A 15,996-nucleotide genomic window follows, 5' to 3' on the forward strand; every position below is an offset into this window, starting at 1 on the left:
TACGACTATATATCTGAATGGGATTTTTGCTGAGATTATTTTCGAAGAACACTCTTTTCGTCTTCTTTATATTCCTGCAAATTATTGCTCTGGTTTTGATATTCTCTAGAAATGCCATGCAGAGATCCTGGATAGCGGGCCAGACGGCTGCGCTGAATTCGTGGGTTTCCGGATATATTGATGAAGGAGTTACTTATCTGAAACTTAAACAGATCAACGAAGATCTTGTGATTCAGAATAAAGCCCTTATGACTGAACTTTACGGAAAAGAAGGAGGTAAAAATCCTGTTTTCAAAAAAGTTCATGATACCATAGGAGGGGGTCAAATCTATACTTTTGTTGATGGTGAGATTGTTTTCAACAGCATCAACCGAAGAAATAATTACTTTACAATCAACCGCGGCCGCAGAGATGGTGTTTTCCCACAAATGGGGGTAATGGCACCAAGAGGTATTGCGGGAATCGTTATCAATTCTACTGATAGCTATGCATTGGTTCAGTCTGTACTAAGTGTAAACAGGATCAGAATCAATGCGGCACTTAAAAATTCCGGATATTTTGGAACATTAACATGGAATGGGGATAATTCACGAGTGATGCATCTTGCCGATATTCCAAAATACGTTGCTTTAAAAGTAGGTGATACCGTAGTAACAGACGGAAAATCTGCCATCTTCCCTAAAGGGGTTATGATCGGTACTATTGCCGGTTATTCGGTAGATAATAAAACAGGCTTCTGGGATATCTCAGTTGAGCTGAGTGAAAAAATGGGAGCGTTAAATAAAGTGTTTGTAGTAAAGAATCTTAAAAAGGCCGAAGTGCAGAAGATTCAGGATACTATGCAGGCTGTAATAAAAAAAGAAAATGATTAGCAGAACTTTATTTACAGACATATTGATCATGATCTTCCTGGTTGCATTACAGATATTTGTATTGAACAGGATTACGTTGTTCGGAAAATATACTCCGGTACTGTATCCCGTATTTGTCATGTTCTATCCTTTTTTCAGAAATAAATTTCAGTTCCTGGCACTAAGCTTTTTAATTGGGTTGGCTATAGATGGATTCCACTATTCCTGGGGAATCAATGCATTTGCTACCACCCTGATAGCTTATTATAGAACATTGATATTCAGGACTTCCACGGATACTTCCACAGACTTTTTCTCTTTTCAGTCCTTACAATGGGCGCAGTTTTTGCTGTTTTTATTTTCAAGTATTTTCCTGCATCAGCTTTTCGTACAGTATATAGAGTTCTTTAAGTTTAGCAGGTTTTTTGAAATATTGTTTAATGTGTTGGTGACTAGTGTAATTTCATTTATATTTATAGTTATTTACGCATTAATATTTAAAATCAAACAAAAAGTTTGAACACACGTTATTTAAAAATCTTTTCCATCCTTGTTGTTATCGCTCTTATTTTTATAGCGAGGCTGGCTTATTTGCAGTTGTTTACAGACCGCTACGCACTGAATGCGGCCAATACATCCATTAAAATTGAATACGTTATTCCGCAGCGTGGGGTGATTTTTGACAGAAATGGGAAAATCATGGTAGGAAATCAGCCTGCTTATGAGATTTCTTTTACCCAGGGATTAATGAAACCTGATTTTGATACATTAGGCTTCTGCAGCTTGATGAAGATCAGCAAAAAAGATTTCATCAACAAAGTCAATATCATTAAAAAAGAAAAATATTATTCCAAGCTGACTCCAATGACGTTCATAAAGGACCTCAGCAGAGAAGATATTGCAAGAGTGCAGGAGATTATTTTTAAGTATCCCGCATTTACTATTGTACAGCGACCTCAGCGTCAGTATGAAGTTTCTACATCCGGAAATCTTTTGGGATATACCAGTGAGGTAAATGAAAGAGACATTAAAAAAGATTCTATTTATTATTTACCGGGAGACTTTATCGGAAAAACAGGGGTTGAAAAATCTTACGAAAAAGAACTCAGAGGAGTAAAAGGGATGAAATATATCCAAAAAGACATCAGACTCCGAAATATTGGTTCTTATAAAAACGGATCTCTGGATAAAGATGTTATTACCGGGAAAGACATTACCTTAACTATTGATTATGATCTTCAGAGAACTGCTGAAGAAATGCTCGTTAACAAACATGGAGCCATTGTAGCTATTGACCCTAATAATGGGGAAGTATTGGTGGCTGCAACAGGACCGGATATCGATCCTAATCTTTTCACCGGACCTAATAAATCAAAAAATTTATACGCTTTATCAAAAGATACACTTTACGAAAATAAACCTACATTCGATCGTTCCTTACAGGCAGGCTATCCTCCGGGATCTACTTTCAAATTATTAACTGCTTTGGCTGCAATGCAGATGGGAGTAATGGATGAAAAGACCGTTTTCCCTTGTGGCGGCGGGTTTTTCTATAAAGGTAAAAGAATTAAGGGGCATGGTGGGGCCGATCCGTTGATCCCTTCTATTCAGGTTTCCAGTAACTGTTTTTTCACCTATGCATTTATTGCCATCATCAAAAAATATCCGGGAAACCCTTCCAAAGGTGTTGACGAATGGAAGAAAATCATGAGCAGCTTTGGAGTAGGAGAGTTTTTAAATAATGATTTTGCCGTGGGGGCAAAAGGGAGAATTCCTTCCGGAGATTTTTATGAGAAGCGATTTAAAGCCATCATGAAAGCGAGCGGTTCTAAGAGAACTGATTTTATAAACTGGGATGAGATGTCTACTGGAGCCATTTATAACGGAATGGGGCAGGGAGATGTATTGGTAACCCCTATTCAGTTGGCCAATTATGTAGCTGCTATTGCTAACAAAGGATGGTATTATACTCCGCATATTGTAAAAGCAATTGATGGGAAAGCCAATCCTGATAAAAGATTCAAGGTTAAACATAAAACCCTTGTTGATCCTAAGCATTTTGAACCTGTTTTAAAAGGTATGGAAGCGGTGGTTCTAAGAGGAACGGCAAGAAGCTTAAAATCAAATGATTTTACCCAGCTAGCCAAAACAGGTACCGCACAGGTGCCACAGGGAAAAGATAACTCAATCTTTGTACTTATTGCTCCTGCTGATAAACCTAAAATTGTAGTGGTAGCCGTAATGGAACATGCTGGGTTCGGGGCAACCTGGGCAGGGCCGGCGTGTACTGTAATTGCTGAGAAATATATTACCGGTGATCTGAAGAGAGATAATCTCTATAAAAAAATGATCGGGGCAAGCTTTATGCCTGAGTATAAAAGGCAATGGGTAGCAGACCTTAAACGTAAAGGCTGGTATGTAGATCCTAAGCCAGACTCTATTAAGCGCAAAAGAATGCAGGACAGCCTGGAGCTTGTAAAGCAACAGAAAGCGAAACTACAAAAAAAGATAGACGAAGAAACTAAAAAAACCAAATCTGCGAAGCCATGAAGTGGACAGAAGGAATAGATAAACTTGGACTTGGACTGTATTTCCTGCTATGCATTTTTGCCATTGCCAATATTTACAGTGTAGACCAAAAATTGGGCGAAAAACAGTTGGTTTTTTTCTGTATTTCTGTATTTGTGGGGCTTATGATATTCTTTAGCAGAAGCAAATTCTTTGAGAATATGGCCGGTATTATTTATATTGGTGGGGTTCTCCTGCTGATAGGGCTTTTTCCTTTTGGTAAAGAAATTCTAGGGCAGAAGAACTGGTATAAATTCGGAAGTTTTACCATGCAGCCTGTAGAGTTTGCTAAGATAGGAACGGCATTGATGCTTGCCAACTATGTTTCCGGACCCGATTTTAATCTGAAAAACAGAAAATCTCTATGGACTACTCTGGCTATCATAGGGATTCCTGCGGCCGTAGTACTCGCTATTCCGGATGTAGGATCTATGCTGGTGTTCATTGCGTTTTTCATTGCTTTATACCGGGAAGGTTTAAGCGGACTTTTATTTGGGATAGGATTTATGTTTGCGGGGGTGTTCTTAGTTTCATTAGCTATCCCGCCGGTGTATGTGGCGGCTACCATTGTGTTGATTGCCGGGGTATTGATTGCGATGAATTATCATAGGATGTCCTGGGATGTGATCTCCATTTCCGGAATATCAGGATCTATCCTTTTGTTGTGTGGATTAGCTTTCGGGTCTCCTTACATCTTAGAGAAACTTCCAAAGCACCAGAGAGAAAGAATTGAGGTTCTTTATAAAGGGGAAAAAGCTTTTAGAGATACTTCAGGGTATAACTTATTATACTCCAAGACAGCTATCGGATCCGGAGGACTTTTAGGAAAAGGATACCGCGAAGGATCTGTTACGCAAGGTAAGTTTGTACCTGAACAGGAAACCGATTATATTTTCTGTACCGTAGGTGAAGAATGGGGTTTTGTAGGAAGTGCAGTGCTGATTTTGTGTTATATGGTTTATATAGGGCGGATCTATTATCTTGCAGAACAGCAGAAGTCCACTTTTAACCGCGTGTTTGGGTATTGCTTTGCTTCCATCCTTTTGATGCACTTTTCAATCAATTTAGGAATGGTTATGGGGCTTTTCCCAACGGTAGGGATTCCTCTTCCGTACTTTAGTTATGGAGGAAGTTCTTTGCTTGCTTTCTCAATGATGACTTTTATTTTCTTTAAACTTAATTATTCAGATAAGAACAGTTTGGTGTAAACGGAAGATTAAAAATGTTCTGTTTCCTTTTCTTTTTAATATCCATGAAAAAAACGTGGATGGAAAGTTCATTCCCAAAAATTATTAGAGCGTATGAAAGAGGTTTATATTTTAGATCAGAATTTTGAGAATACAGACTTTACACAGTTTCCTTTAGATAAAGGGGAATATGAGAACTGTATATTCAGGAACTGCAATTTTGAATATGCAGGGCTGTCGGAATTTAATTTTACTGACTGTGAATTTATAGGATGCAACCTGAGTATGGCAAAACTTATTAAAACGGCTTTCCGTGAAGTTATTTTTAAAGAATGTAAGATGTTTGGTCTCCAGTTTAATGACTGTAATGAATTTGGGCTATCTTTTACCTTTGACGGCTGCTCCCTGAACAATTCCGTATTTTATCAGACATCGGTTAAGAAAACCGTTTTTAAAAATTCGAAACTGATTGAAGTAGATTTTGCAGAATGTGATCTGTCTAATGCTGTTTTCAGTCATTGCGATTTGGCTGGTGCTGTTTTCGATAATACTAACCTTGAAAAAGCGAATTTCAGAACATCGGTTAACTATTCTATAGATCCCGCCTTAAACAAGCTTAAAAAGGCCAAATTTTCACTGTCTGAAGTCTATGGGCTGTTGTATAAGCTGGATATAGAAATTGATAAAAACAGCTAGGCTTTAGAAGTAATAGATTTGAGGTTGGAGGCTATAATAAACATTCGATCTTTTTTAATCATAATAAAATTCAATAGAGGTGGGCTTTAGCCTGCCTTTTCTTATTCATATGTCTTCCGTTCGCTTTACCAAAACTTAATAGGGAAATAGAATAAATAAAAAAGCCATCAGATTCTGATGGCTTCATTATTTAAATCAATTATTTATAAAATTAAAAATTTGCTGGTGTAGCTGGAGTAACCGCGGCTAAATTATTATAAGCTTCTCCTTCTTCGTTGATCACTCTTTTTGCGAATCTAAATTTAGGACCCCAATAAGAATCATTCAGTGAAGAAATCATTACTCCTTTTGATGTTGCTGCATGGATAAATTTAATTTCACCCTCTTCAGAAACACTTTCTACAATACCTACGTGAGAGATTCTTCTTCCATGAGAAAAGAAAATAAGATCTCCTTTCTGTAAGTTTCCTTTTTCAATTCTTTCTCCTTCCTGAGCCTGAGAAGCTGCTACTCTAGGTAAACTAAGACCTGCTGCTGCTCCGAAAACGGAAAGTACGAAAGCTGAACAATCAATACCGTTTCTTGTTGTTCCTCCATATCTGTAAGGAGTTCCCAAGTATGTTTCTGCCTCTTCAAGGATACCGTCAATTGTTTTGTTGTACTTCACAACTTTGGCAATCTCAGAATTCTTAATAGCTTTTTTAGCGTTAGCTAAAGTAGCAGCCTTTTCAGAAAGAAAAGAATCGATAAGTTTTTGCTTATCCTGCTCCATTTTTTTGCTATCTATAGAGGCTAGTTTGGCATCTGTTTTGTATTCTTTAGTGTAAGTAGCTGGTTTTGAAACTACATAATTAGTAGCACACGATTGCATTGATACAGTAGTAACTAAAGCAACTAAATAAAACAAAACTCTTTTCTTCATATATATTTGATTATCCGTGTTAAAAAGGAATATTTATTTTCAAAAGCATTACAAAAGTAGAGATTCCGAATAAAAGACCCCTGATATGATAATTGTCAGGATCTTATTTTAACACTATTTAACATATTGTTTACATATGTTAAAGAAAAATAAACCGCAACTGCCTATTTTTGGTAAGTGTGCGGTTTTTTTTATTATGATTCTTTAACAAATCATATCGATTTTCTTCTATAGATCGGGTTTTGTAATTTAAAACTCTAATTTTCCTGTTGTTAATAAAACCAAAAAATTCCCCGGAAAACCGAGGAATTTAAACTAATATGGAACTTTACAGATGTTATTTTGTAAACAACATTTCTCTGTATTTTGTCATTGGCCAAAGCTCATCGTCTACCATCATTTCAAGATCATCAGAAGCTTCTCTGATAACATCAAATAAAGGAATTACTTTAGTACAGTAAGATTCTGCCTGCTTTTGGCTATTTGATACAGCTTTTGCTGTTTCTCTTGCTTTAATAAGATCTTCAACACCAAGTTTAATCTTGGAAACGTTTTCAGAGATATCCGTGATTAAGCTCATTTGCTCTTTCGCTAATGTTTTGAATTCTTTATCTCCAAAGATGTCTTTCAGTCCTTTTACGTTTTCAATTAATCTGTTCTGATATTTTAAAGCAGAAGGGATGATGTGATTTCTTGCGATATCACTTAATACTCTTGCTTCAATATCAATGACCGTAGAATATTTTTCTAATTTGATTTCGTTTCTTGCCTCAACCTCTCTGTGAGTAAATACTCCGATTTCTTCGTAAAGGGCAACGAATTTTTTATCCATCTCCTGTTTAAGAGCTTCAGGAGTAGTCTTTAAGTTGTTTAAGCCTCTCTTTTTAGCTTCTTTCGCCCAGTCATCAGAATATCCGTCACCTTCAAACATAATGCTCTTACACTGCTTGATGTATTCTCTCAATACATTGAAGATCGCTTCGTCTTTTTTAAGACCTGTTTCAATAAGGGCATCCACTTCTTTTTTGAAATCGATTAATTGTTTTGCAGCGATGGTATTCATTACCGTCATAGACTCTGCACAGTTAGCAGAAGATCCTACTGCTCTGATCTCAAATTTATTTCCTGTAAATGCAAACGGAGAAGTTCTGTTTCTGTCCGTATTATCTAATAGGATTTCAGGAATTTTTCCAACTACATTTAATTTAAGGTCTGTTTTTTCGTCCGGAGAAAGCTTTCCTTCCGTTACTTTTTCAAGTTCTTCCAGTACTCTGAACAACTGACTTCCGATGAATACGGAAATAATTGCTGGGGGAGCTTCGTTGGCACCTAGTCTGTGGTCGTTACTTGCAGAAGCAATACTTGCTCTTAAAAGGTCAGCGTATTCATAAACTGCTTTGATAGTATTAACGAAGAATGTTAGGAACTGTAAGTTTTTCTTAGGATTTTTTCCCGGGCTTAGAAGGTTTTCTCCTGTATCAGTGGCTAAAGACCAGTTGTTGTGCTTACCGCTTCCGTTTACTCCGGCAAATGGTTTTTCGTGGAATAAAATATGGAAATGGTGCTTGTGAGCAATTCTCGCCATGATGTCCATCAATAAAGAGTTGTGGTCTACGGCAACGTTTACTTCTTCAAACATTGGAGCCAGCTCAAATTGGTTAGGAGCTACCTCGTTGTGTCTTGTCGTTACAGGAATACCCAATTTCATACATTCAATTTCCAACTCTTTCATGAAATTCATTACTCTTGTTGGGATAGAACCGAAATAGTGGTCATCCAATTGTTGTCCTTTGGCCGGAGAATGTCCCAGTAATGTTTTACCTGTCAATACAAGGTCCGGACGTGACTGATATAAAGCTGAATCTACAAGGAAGTACTCCTGTTCCCAACCCAGGGTAGGAGTTACCTTTGTAACATTCTTGTCAAAATACTGCATTACATTGGTTGCTGCTTCATCCACAGCATTCAAAGCTCTCAAAAGAGGAGCTTTATAATCTAAGGTTTCTCCTGTATAAGAAATGAAGATGGATGGAATACATAAAGTAGTTCCCATGATGAAAGCAGGAGAGGTAGGATCCCAGGCTGTGTAGCCTCTTGCTTCAAAAGTATTTCTGATGCCTCCGTTAGGGAATGAAGATGCATCTGGCTCCTGTTGGATCAATAAGTTTCCGCTGAATCTTTCGATTGCTCTCCCTCCTTCGATAGGTGTGAAGAAAGAGTCGTGTTTTTCAGCAGTGGTTCCTGTTAGAGGTTGAAACCAGTGTGTGTAATGGGTTACCCCTTTGCTCATAGCCCAGTCTTTCATTGCTACAGCTACCTGGTCAGCAATATGTCTCTGGATTTTAGTTCCTTTTTTTACAGCATCCATAATAGAATTGAATGCTTCTTTTGTTAAATATTCTCTCATTGTCTCTTCCGAGAAAACATTGGTACAGAATAATTCTGACAGTTTTGCAGGAACCTCAACAGAATTATCTTTTCTGAAGTCCTTAAATGGTAGGGTTTCTAGTGCTTTGAATCTTAAGGTTGACATATTGGGTGATTTTTACAGGGCAAATTTACAAAAAAAATGAAATGAAATCATTTTAACCCTAAAAAAATTAGGGGTGTTTTGAAAAATTATATAATTTAAACAATAGTTTAACGTTTTTGTAAGGGGTTAAAAGATATTCAATGTTTAAAATTTAATGTGTAAAACTCTTTTTTGAGGCTCAGATACTCTAAAAACACATGATTTGAGGAATGTCTTATAAGATACGAGATTATATGGATTAAAAGACTTGTTAAAAGATAGTTAAAATAAAATGGACAAAGATTTTGTATATTTGTGTGAAATTTATTTTATGACAAATTCTAGAGCAAGAGAGACAACAGAGGCTATCGAAAGATTATATATTTCTATGAGACACTTATTTTATAGAGGATTTTTCAAGCCAGGAGGAGTTTCAGGAGAGAGCATTAGAAGCTTGTTGAAAACAATCAATCCAGAGATTTATGGTACCATGAATATTCCAAATAAATTGGAGCTTGATGGTTTGATGTATGTTTTAGACAGGCTTCCTGAAGGGATTGAGGAATGTGCTTTTATTCATCTTACATCTGATGAAGGGTTTGATAAAGGAAGTTTCGAACCTATTGTTCCTAAGAAAAGAAGAAGAAACTGTTATAGAATAGACGAACACCAGATGAATATTGAGGTTCTTTTGGGCCGTTCCGAAATTTATGACATTCTTACCCACCTTACCTTCTTATTTATAGAAGCTGATAAAATCCGTAATCTGGCTTTCATCCAGGATGAAAACTGGAAGCCGACACGTGCCTTTAAAATTATTGAAGAGGTAGTGAAAGGAGAAAAGAAATTCAGCAGAAGAGAGAAAGAGGTGGCTCTTATTCATCTATCCTCTTTAATAGGAAGAACATTTGATGAGACATTGAGAGCTTATAATACTTTTGGAGATGATCATAATCCTGACCGTTTATTCAAAATCATTTACAACTTAGGGAAAGTAAGTCTTGAAGATGCAAAGCAGACCAGAGAAAGAGAAATTCATTTCAGTGCTATATTAAAGGAAAGAGTAGGACATCACTACTTTGGAGAGAAATGGGCTAATAAAGTGAAGGAGGTTTTATTTGAAAATAACCTTCATATGCGTCCGTTGCATATTATTTCTGCCAATATGCATTCGGTGAAAAATATGCTGTACGGTAATGAAGCTCTTAAGAAGAAGCATCATCATGATGTGGACTATAAAATGTATGAAGAGATTTCAAACAAAAAAGAACTTCGTGATAAAGTATCAAAGTATGCTTTAGATGAGGGGATGATTCATATTGCTGATAAAAGTGGAAGTAATATCGATGTTCAGATCATTGACCTTAGCAAAACAAATTTAAAGAATACTCCTTTTGGAGATATCAAGTTTGGAGGTGATGATGTAGTCATGGTATTTGACTATGCTTTCGGAGAGCAGGCTTTTGAGGTGATGGACGAGCTGCTGAGACCTTTCGAACATAAAGGAGAAGTCTATATGATGCATGTAAGGTCAGTTTCCATTATGGGGAAAGCCGGAATTCTTACAGGAGAAAAAGGGGATATTATGATTCCTACCTCTCATATCTTTGAAGGAACGGCAGATAATTATCCTTTTGAAAATGCACTAAAGCTGGACGACTTCCATGATGAAGAGCTAAAAGCATTTGAAGGCCCTATGATTACTGTTTTAGGAACTTCACTTCAAAACAGAGATATCCTTTCTTATTTTATGAATACTTCATGGAAGGCCATTGGTCTTGAAATGGAAGGGGCACACTATCAGAAGGCTATCCAGGTAGCTTCGAAGATCAGACATCATATTGCACCGGATCTGTTTGTATGTTACGCGTATTATGCTTCAGATAATCCTTTGGAAACAGGAAGTACATTATCATCAGGAGGATTGGGGCTTACAGGAGTAAAACCTACTTATCTGATTACATTAAGAATCCTTGAAAAGATTTTAAAAAGTGGAAAAAAAGAAGTTGCAGTTAAGAAATAGCTTTTGATTTCCTATTATAATACAAGCCTCAGATGTCAACACATCTGAGGCTTTTTATTTTCTGCAACACAAATGATTGTATTCTTTATATGGGTAGAATCTCCTGGAAAATCGATAAGCGCTTAAAAAACAATTCTTTAATTACTTATCTTTAAAGGAATATAAAAATAACCGATCAATGAGCTCTGCAGTACAATTATCAAAAAGATTCCGGGAGGTTTTGCTTGACGGCCTCTGGATTGCCAATACCAATTTTAAAGATCAGCTTTCCGGGGTAAGCTGGGAACAGGCTGTTACCAAGGTGAGCTCCCTGAATACCATCGCAATGCTTACTTTTCATATACATTATTATATAGCAGGAATTATTAACGTGTTTGAAGGGGGAGCCCTTGAAATAAAAGACCAGTACAGTTTTGATCTTCCTGTCATTGAATCTCAGGCTCAATGGGAAGAATTGCTAAGTCAGTTATGGGCTGATGCAGAAAAGTTTGCCGGGTTGGTTGAGCGGATTCCTGATGATCAGCTTGATGAGGTTTTTGCAGATGAAAAATATGGAACCTACAGAAGAAATATAGATGGAATGATTGAGCATAGCTATTATCATTTGGGCCAGATCACTTTAATCAAAAAATTGTTGACGAGCCAGTAAACTTATGTTTGTTAAAAGATTTTTAACAAAGTGAATTAAATTCAATCTAAACCCATACTAAACATAATAAAACCTCGGTATAACTCCTATTTGAGGTTCTTATTTAAATTACATACCTTTAGAAAAAAAATAAAATTTTAAATGAGAAAATCGGCTGCAATCATTTTTGCGTTTATCATTTCACAATTTCATGCTCAGCAAGGAGCTTATTATCAGCAGGCTGCAAAGTACAAGATGGATATTGATGTTAATGCTGAAAAATTTACTTATCAGGGAAAACAGACTTTAGAATACACCAACAATTCTCCGGACGAGTTGAATGTAGTTTATTTTCATCTCTACTGGAATGCTTTTAAGCCTAATTCCATGATGGATCAAAGAATAACTTCCCAGGGAAAAAATGGTGACTCAAGGTTGCAGAAAGATGGGATCTCAAGATTGGCATCTATTCCGAAAGATCAGGAGGGATCTCAAAATATCCACTGGATCAGACAGAATGGAAAGGACTTGAAATTTGAAATCCAGGAAACTATTATGAAAGTGTACCTGGCAGAGCCTATCAAGCCTAATTCCTCTACAACTTTTACCATGGATTGGGATGCTGTGATTCCACAGCAGATCAGAAGAAGTGGAAGAAACAACAGAGAAGGTGTAGATATGACAATGACTCAATGGTATCCGAAAATTGCTGAGTATGATTATGATGGCTGGGCAACTTTTGATTATATGGGAAGAGAATTTCATGCACCGTTCTCAGATTTTGATGTTAGTATTAAAATCAACAAAGATTATGTAATAGGAGCAGGAGGAATTCTTGAAAACCCAACTGATGTAAAAGGATATGATACCAACGCAAAAATTAAAGCGGAAAAAGATAAAAAAGTAACCTGGAAATGGACGGCTAAAAATATTCTTGACTTTGCATGGAGTGCAGACAGAGATTATGTAGTCAATGGTTTTGATGTTCCGAATGGTCCGAAAGTATATCTGGTTTACCAGAAAAATGAGAAAACAAAAGTTTGGGGAGAAGCACAATCTTATGTGATGAAGTATTTCGAGATCATGAATGCCCATTTCGGAAAATATGTATATCCTACTTATGCTTTTATCCAGGGTGGTGACGGTGGAATGGAATACGGAATGTGTACCATGATTCTTGGAGAAGCTAAAGACATTAAAGGGCTGATGGGATTAATGGCTCATGAAGGATCTCACTCATGGTATCAGCAAATGCTGGCCACCAATGAATCTGTACGTCCCTGGATGGATGAAGGTTTTACAAGCTATGCAGAAGGGTACACCATGCACCAGTTATTTCCGGAAGACCTTCCGAACCCTTTCGTAAAAACATTAGATGCTTACAGAAATTTTGTTAAAAAAGGTATTGAAGAACCGGCTGTATGGTTGGGAGATCACCATGATAACGGAACTTCCTATACTTATTCTTCTTATGTGAAGGGGGAATTGTATCTGGTACAATTGGGATACATTATGGGTGAGCAGAATCTTGCCGAAACACTAAGGCAGTATTATGCCCAGTGGAGTATGAAACATCCTTCAGACAGGGATTTCCTTCATATTGCCCAAAAAGTTTCCGGGATGGACCTGAAGTGGTTTCACCATTACTGGATCAACACAACAAAAACTATTGATTATGGGATTAAGGATGTGAAATATGATGAAAAATCCACCACAATTACCCTGGTAAATAACGGACAGGTTCCTATGCCTGTTGATTTCAGCGTAATGACGATGGAGAAAAAAATTGTAACCTATCAGATTCCTTTAAACATGACTCATGCATGGAAAGAAAATGATATCTATGGTAATTTCAAAACAATGCCTTACTGGCCTTGGACTCAGAAAGAATATACCTTTACCATTCCTTATCCGAAGTCTCAGCTATCAGTACTTGGTATCGACTTCAGTCAGAGAATTGCTGATGTTAATATGGCGGATAATTTTGTAGAAGTAAAATAAGAAAAGATAAACATATAGAATAATAAGGAGTATTTGAGAATACTCCTTTTATTTTTTTATAAATTTGGGAGCAGAATTTAAAATCTTAGCCTGTTAAAAAAAATCAATGAATTCAATTGTAATAAACGTAGGGAACAGCAATATCAGATTCGGCCTTTTTAATGGAGATAACTGTGATATTTCATGGGTCATCAATACTAAACCTTACAGAACCGCAGACGAGCTATATGTACAAATGCTGATGCTCTATCAGACCTATAAAATTGAACCAACAGAAATAAATAAGGTAATCATTGGATCTGTAGTTCCCCAGCTTACCAAAGTGATGAGCTCAGGAATAAAGAAAATCCATGGGATTACCCCTGTGATTGTGGACCGAAACACCCCATCAGCAGTTCAGGCCAAATCTAAGCAGATGGGAACGGATATTTATGCCAACCTGGTTGCAGCCCATAACCTGTACCCAAACAGGAAAAAAATTGTCATTGACTTTGGAACCGCACTTACTGCCAGCTGTGTTGCAGAAACAGGAGAAACTTTAGGCGTGATTATCGCTCCGGGAATTGTGACTTCTTTGAATTCGCTGATCAACCAGACAGCGCAGCTTCCTGATATTGAGCTGAAAAAACCGAAATCAGTGCTGGGGTTGGATACGGTAACCTGTATGCAGAGTGGAATGGTATATGGTTTTCTGGGAATGGTAGAAGGATTTGTGACCCGTATTAATGATGAGGTAAATGACGACTGTTTTGTAGTGGCAACGGGAGGAGTGTCTCATGTTTATAAGCCTCTGACAGATAAAATCCATGTAATGGACAGGCTTCATACTTTAAAAGGACTTTATTTTCTTGGCAAAGATTTATAAGCCTGAAGTTGAGTTAAATTGAATAATTTACCTCATCTTTACCCTAAATTCTTAATATAATGAACGAATTTCCAATAATAGAAACCGAAAGACTTATTCTCTCCCAATTGGAAGAGAAGGATATTCCTTTCATTACAGAGTATCTGCAGCATAGAATCTATTCAGATCTCACATCTAATATTCCTTATCCGTATACCGAAAATGATGCTCAACTTTGGATTACCATGTCAAAAGAAGCCTTTGAGGATCATACAGGATATACTTTTGGAATTCGTAATAAAGAAGGGCATATTATCGGAGCTATAGGTCTTCATGACCGTGATGATGATAAGGCTGAATTAGGATATTGGATTGCAATGCCTTACTGGAACAAAGGCTATGTGACAGAGGCTGCCAAAGCTATTGTACATTTTGGTTTTAAAAAATTAAATTTCAATAAAATTTTTGCCACTCATCTTCTTCACAATCCTGCTTCCGGAAAAATTATGGAAAAGATTGGAATGGAAAAAGAGGCTGTTTTGAAACAGGAGACTAAGAAAGACGGAGCGTATTTTGATCTCGTGATGTATTCAATTTTTAATGATATAAAATAAGAGGCTAAAGGGTATAGTAATGTGCTGATTTTTAGCTTACAAATATAAAGAAGGAACAATTACTCATTGTTCCTTTATCTTTTACTTTTAAAAAATTCTTTAACGATCATGGAACACTCATTTTCCATTATTCCTGTTACGATTTCCGTTTTTGGATGCAGGGAAAGATGCTTGTTGATAAAACCTCTCTGCTCGTCTCTTGCGCCTATCACTACTTTTGAAATCTGTGACCACGAAAGCGCTCCGGAACACATCACACAGGGTTCTAATGTGACATAAAGTGTACAGTTTTTAAGATATTTACCGCCAAGGAAATTAGCGGCAGAAGTTATGGCCTGCATTTCTGCATGAGCAGTAACATCGTTTAAGGTTTCGGTGAGATTGTGGGCTCTCGCAATAACACGGTTATTGGAAACAACCACACATCCGATAGGCACTTCATCCTTTTCAAGGGCAGCTTCTGCTTCCTGCAGAGCCATTTTCATATAATATTCGTCAGTAAACATTGATTATTCCATCGTTAATGTTAAAGGAAGTCTGAACTGGAATCTTGCAGGATCGCCTTTAGCGACAGCCGGGTGAAATCTTTCAGAAAGTGAGTATAAAGCAATTTCAGCCTGTCTGTTAAACGTGAAATTATCACCCTGAGCATGAACATTACTGATACTTCCGTCATTTTCAACAATAAAAGTTACACTTGTCTTGACTATTTTTACTTCGGTATGCACACCATCTGTATAGATAAGACTGGCCACCTCCTTCCTTAACGTATTGAGCCCTCCGGGATAGTTAGGAGCTGTTTCCAAATCACGGAACCTGTCACTGATATTGATGGAAGTCGCTTTCGGTATTTTTATAGCTTCCAGGTCTTCCTGGTTTCTTACCCGTAATAAGGCTCCTACCAATGCTGTATTTTCAATACTGTCCATTTTTTTCATAAAAAAGAGAAAATCTCCTTTTATCGCAGCCTTTTTAAAGGTGTTGGATTCTGCATCAAATTTTTTCCTGAACTCTTTATTCAGCATGGTTCTATGCTGGTCGTAATAGTTTCTCACGGCCCTGAATTCTTCCTTCTGCTGGGAAAGAAAAAACGAAGAAATAAAGCAGCTGATGGCAATAAATAAAGCTCTCAATACAGGTATATTTATGT

At 37.0% G+C, this 15,996-nt stretch carries 14 protein-coding genes; 10 read left to right on the plus strand and 4 right to left on the minus strand.

The features are described 5' to 3' along the window. Positions 1-17: 17 nt before the first annotated feature. The 5 genes from mreC (at position 18) to B8967_RS13245 (ending at position 5,302) form a co-directional block, all read left to right on the plus strand. The gene (mreC, locus tag B8967_RS13225; RefSeq protein ID WP_047484676.1) at positions 18-872 is read left to right on the plus strand and encodes a rod shape-determining protein MreC; all 855 of its coding nucleotides are present in this window, start codon (positions 18-20) and stop codon (positions 870-872) included. Further along, entirely contained in the window at positions 865-1,371 is a 507-nt protein-coding gene (locus B8967_RS13230) for a hypothetical protein (RefSeq protein WP_047484678.1), read from the plus strand. Before mreC ends, B8967_RS13230 begins: the two co-directional genes overlap by 8 nt. Next, positions 1,368-3,401, plus strand: coding sequence for a peptidoglycan D,D-transpeptidase FtsI family protein (locus B8967_RS13235; RefSeq protein WP_084086410.1), 2,034 nt, complete (start codon positions 1,368-1,370; stop codon positions 3,399-3,401). Before B8967_RS13230 ends, B8967_RS13235 begins: the two co-directional genes overlap by 4 nt. Continuing rightward, positions 3,398-4,627, plus strand: coding sequence for a rod shape-determining protein RodA (gene rodA, locus B8967_RS13240; protein ID WP_047484682.1), 1,230 nt, complete (start codon positions 3,398-3,400; stop codon positions 4,625-4,627). The genes B8967_RS13235 and rodA overlap by 4 nt, the downstream gene beginning before the upstream one ends. A 93-nt stretch (positions 4,628-4,720) precedes the next feature. Then, positions 4,721-5,302 (plus strand): pentapeptide repeat-containing protein, encoded by a 582-nt coding sequence (locus B8967_RS13245; RefSeq protein WP_084086411.1) that lies wholly within the window; start codon positions 4,721-4,723, stop codon positions 5,300-5,302. Positions 5,303-5,513: 211 nt separating this feature from the next. Here B8967_RS13245 and B8967_RS13250 read toward each other — a convergent pair whose 3' ends face one another. Further along, positions 5,514-6,224, minus strand: a complete 711-nt coding sequence (locus tag B8967_RS13250) for a C40 family peptidase (RefSeq protein WP_084086412.1) — start codon at positions 6,222-6,224, stop codon at positions 5,514-5,516. 337 nt (positions 6,225-6,561) lie between these two features. Further along, positions 6,562-8,757: a glutamine synthetase III family protein gene (locus B8967_RS13255; RefSeq protein WP_084086413.1), complete on the minus strand. Its 2,196-nt coding sequence runs from the start codon at positions 8,755-8,757 to the stop codon at positions 6,562-6,564. 310 nt (positions 8,758-9,067) lie between these two features. On the opposite strand from B8967_RS13255, the gene B8967_RS13260 reads away from it, so the two are divergent. The 5 genes from B8967_RS13260 (at position 9,068) to B8967_RS13280 (ending at position 14,846) form a co-directional block, all read left to right on the plus strand. Next, positions 9,068-10,759 (plus strand): DUF6909 family protein, encoded by a 1,692-nt coding sequence (locus tag B8967_RS13260; RefSeq protein ID WP_084086414.1) that lies wholly within the window; start codon positions 9,068-9,070, stop codon positions 10,757-10,759. A gap of 178 nt (positions 10,760-10,937) precedes the next feature. After that, positions 10,938-11,408 carry a DinB family protein gene (locus B8967_RS13265; RefSeq protein ID WP_084086415.1) on the plus strand — a complete coding sequence of 157 codons (471 nt, stop codon included), beginning with the start codon at positions 10,938-10,940 and terminating at the stop codon, positions 11,406-11,408. A 141-nt stretch (positions 11,409-11,549) separates the two neighbouring features. Continuing rightward, positions 11,550-13,388, plus strand: coding sequence for a M1 family metallopeptidase (locus B8967_RS13270; RefSeq protein WP_084086416.1), 1,839 nt, complete (start codon positions 11,550-11,552; stop codon positions 13,386-13,388). Between the two features lie 106 nt (positions 13,389-13,494). Beyond that, the gene (locus B8967_RS13275) at positions 13,495-14,253 is read left to right on the plus strand and encodes a type III pantothenate kinase (protein ID WP_047484697.1); all 759 of its coding nucleotides are present in this window, start codon (positions 13,495-13,497) and stop codon (positions 14,251-14,253) included. Positions 14,254-14,312: 59 nt separating this feature from the next. Continuing rightward, positions 14,313-14,846 (plus strand): GNAT family N-acetyltransferase, encoded by a 534-nt coding sequence (locus tag B8967_RS13280; protein ID WP_084086417.1) that lies wholly within the window; start codon positions 14,313-14,315, stop codon positions 14,844-14,846. Positions 14,847-14,920: 74 nt separating this feature from the next. On the opposite strand, the gene B8967_RS13285 is transcribed toward B8967_RS13280, so the two are convergent. Further along, positions 14,921-15,352: a nucleoside deaminase gene (locus B8967_RS13285; protein ID WP_047484702.1), complete on the minus strand. Its 432-nt coding sequence runs from the start codon at positions 15,350-15,352 to the stop codon at positions 14,921-14,923. A gap of 3 nt (positions 15,353-15,355) precedes the next feature. Then, a complete protein-coding gene (locus tag B8967_RS13290; protein ID WP_228406175.1) occupies positions 15,356-15,979 on the minus strand; it encodes a hypothetical protein in 624 nt (207 codons plus the stop codon). Positions 15,980-15,996 lie beyond the last annotated feature (17 nt).

It is taken from the genome of Chryseobacterium sp. YR221 (genome assembly GCF_900176315.1).
GTDB classification, from domain to species: domain Bacteria; phylum Bacteroidota; class Bacteroidia; order Flavobacteriales; family Weeksellaceae; genus Chryseobacterium; species Chryseobacterium rhizosphaerae.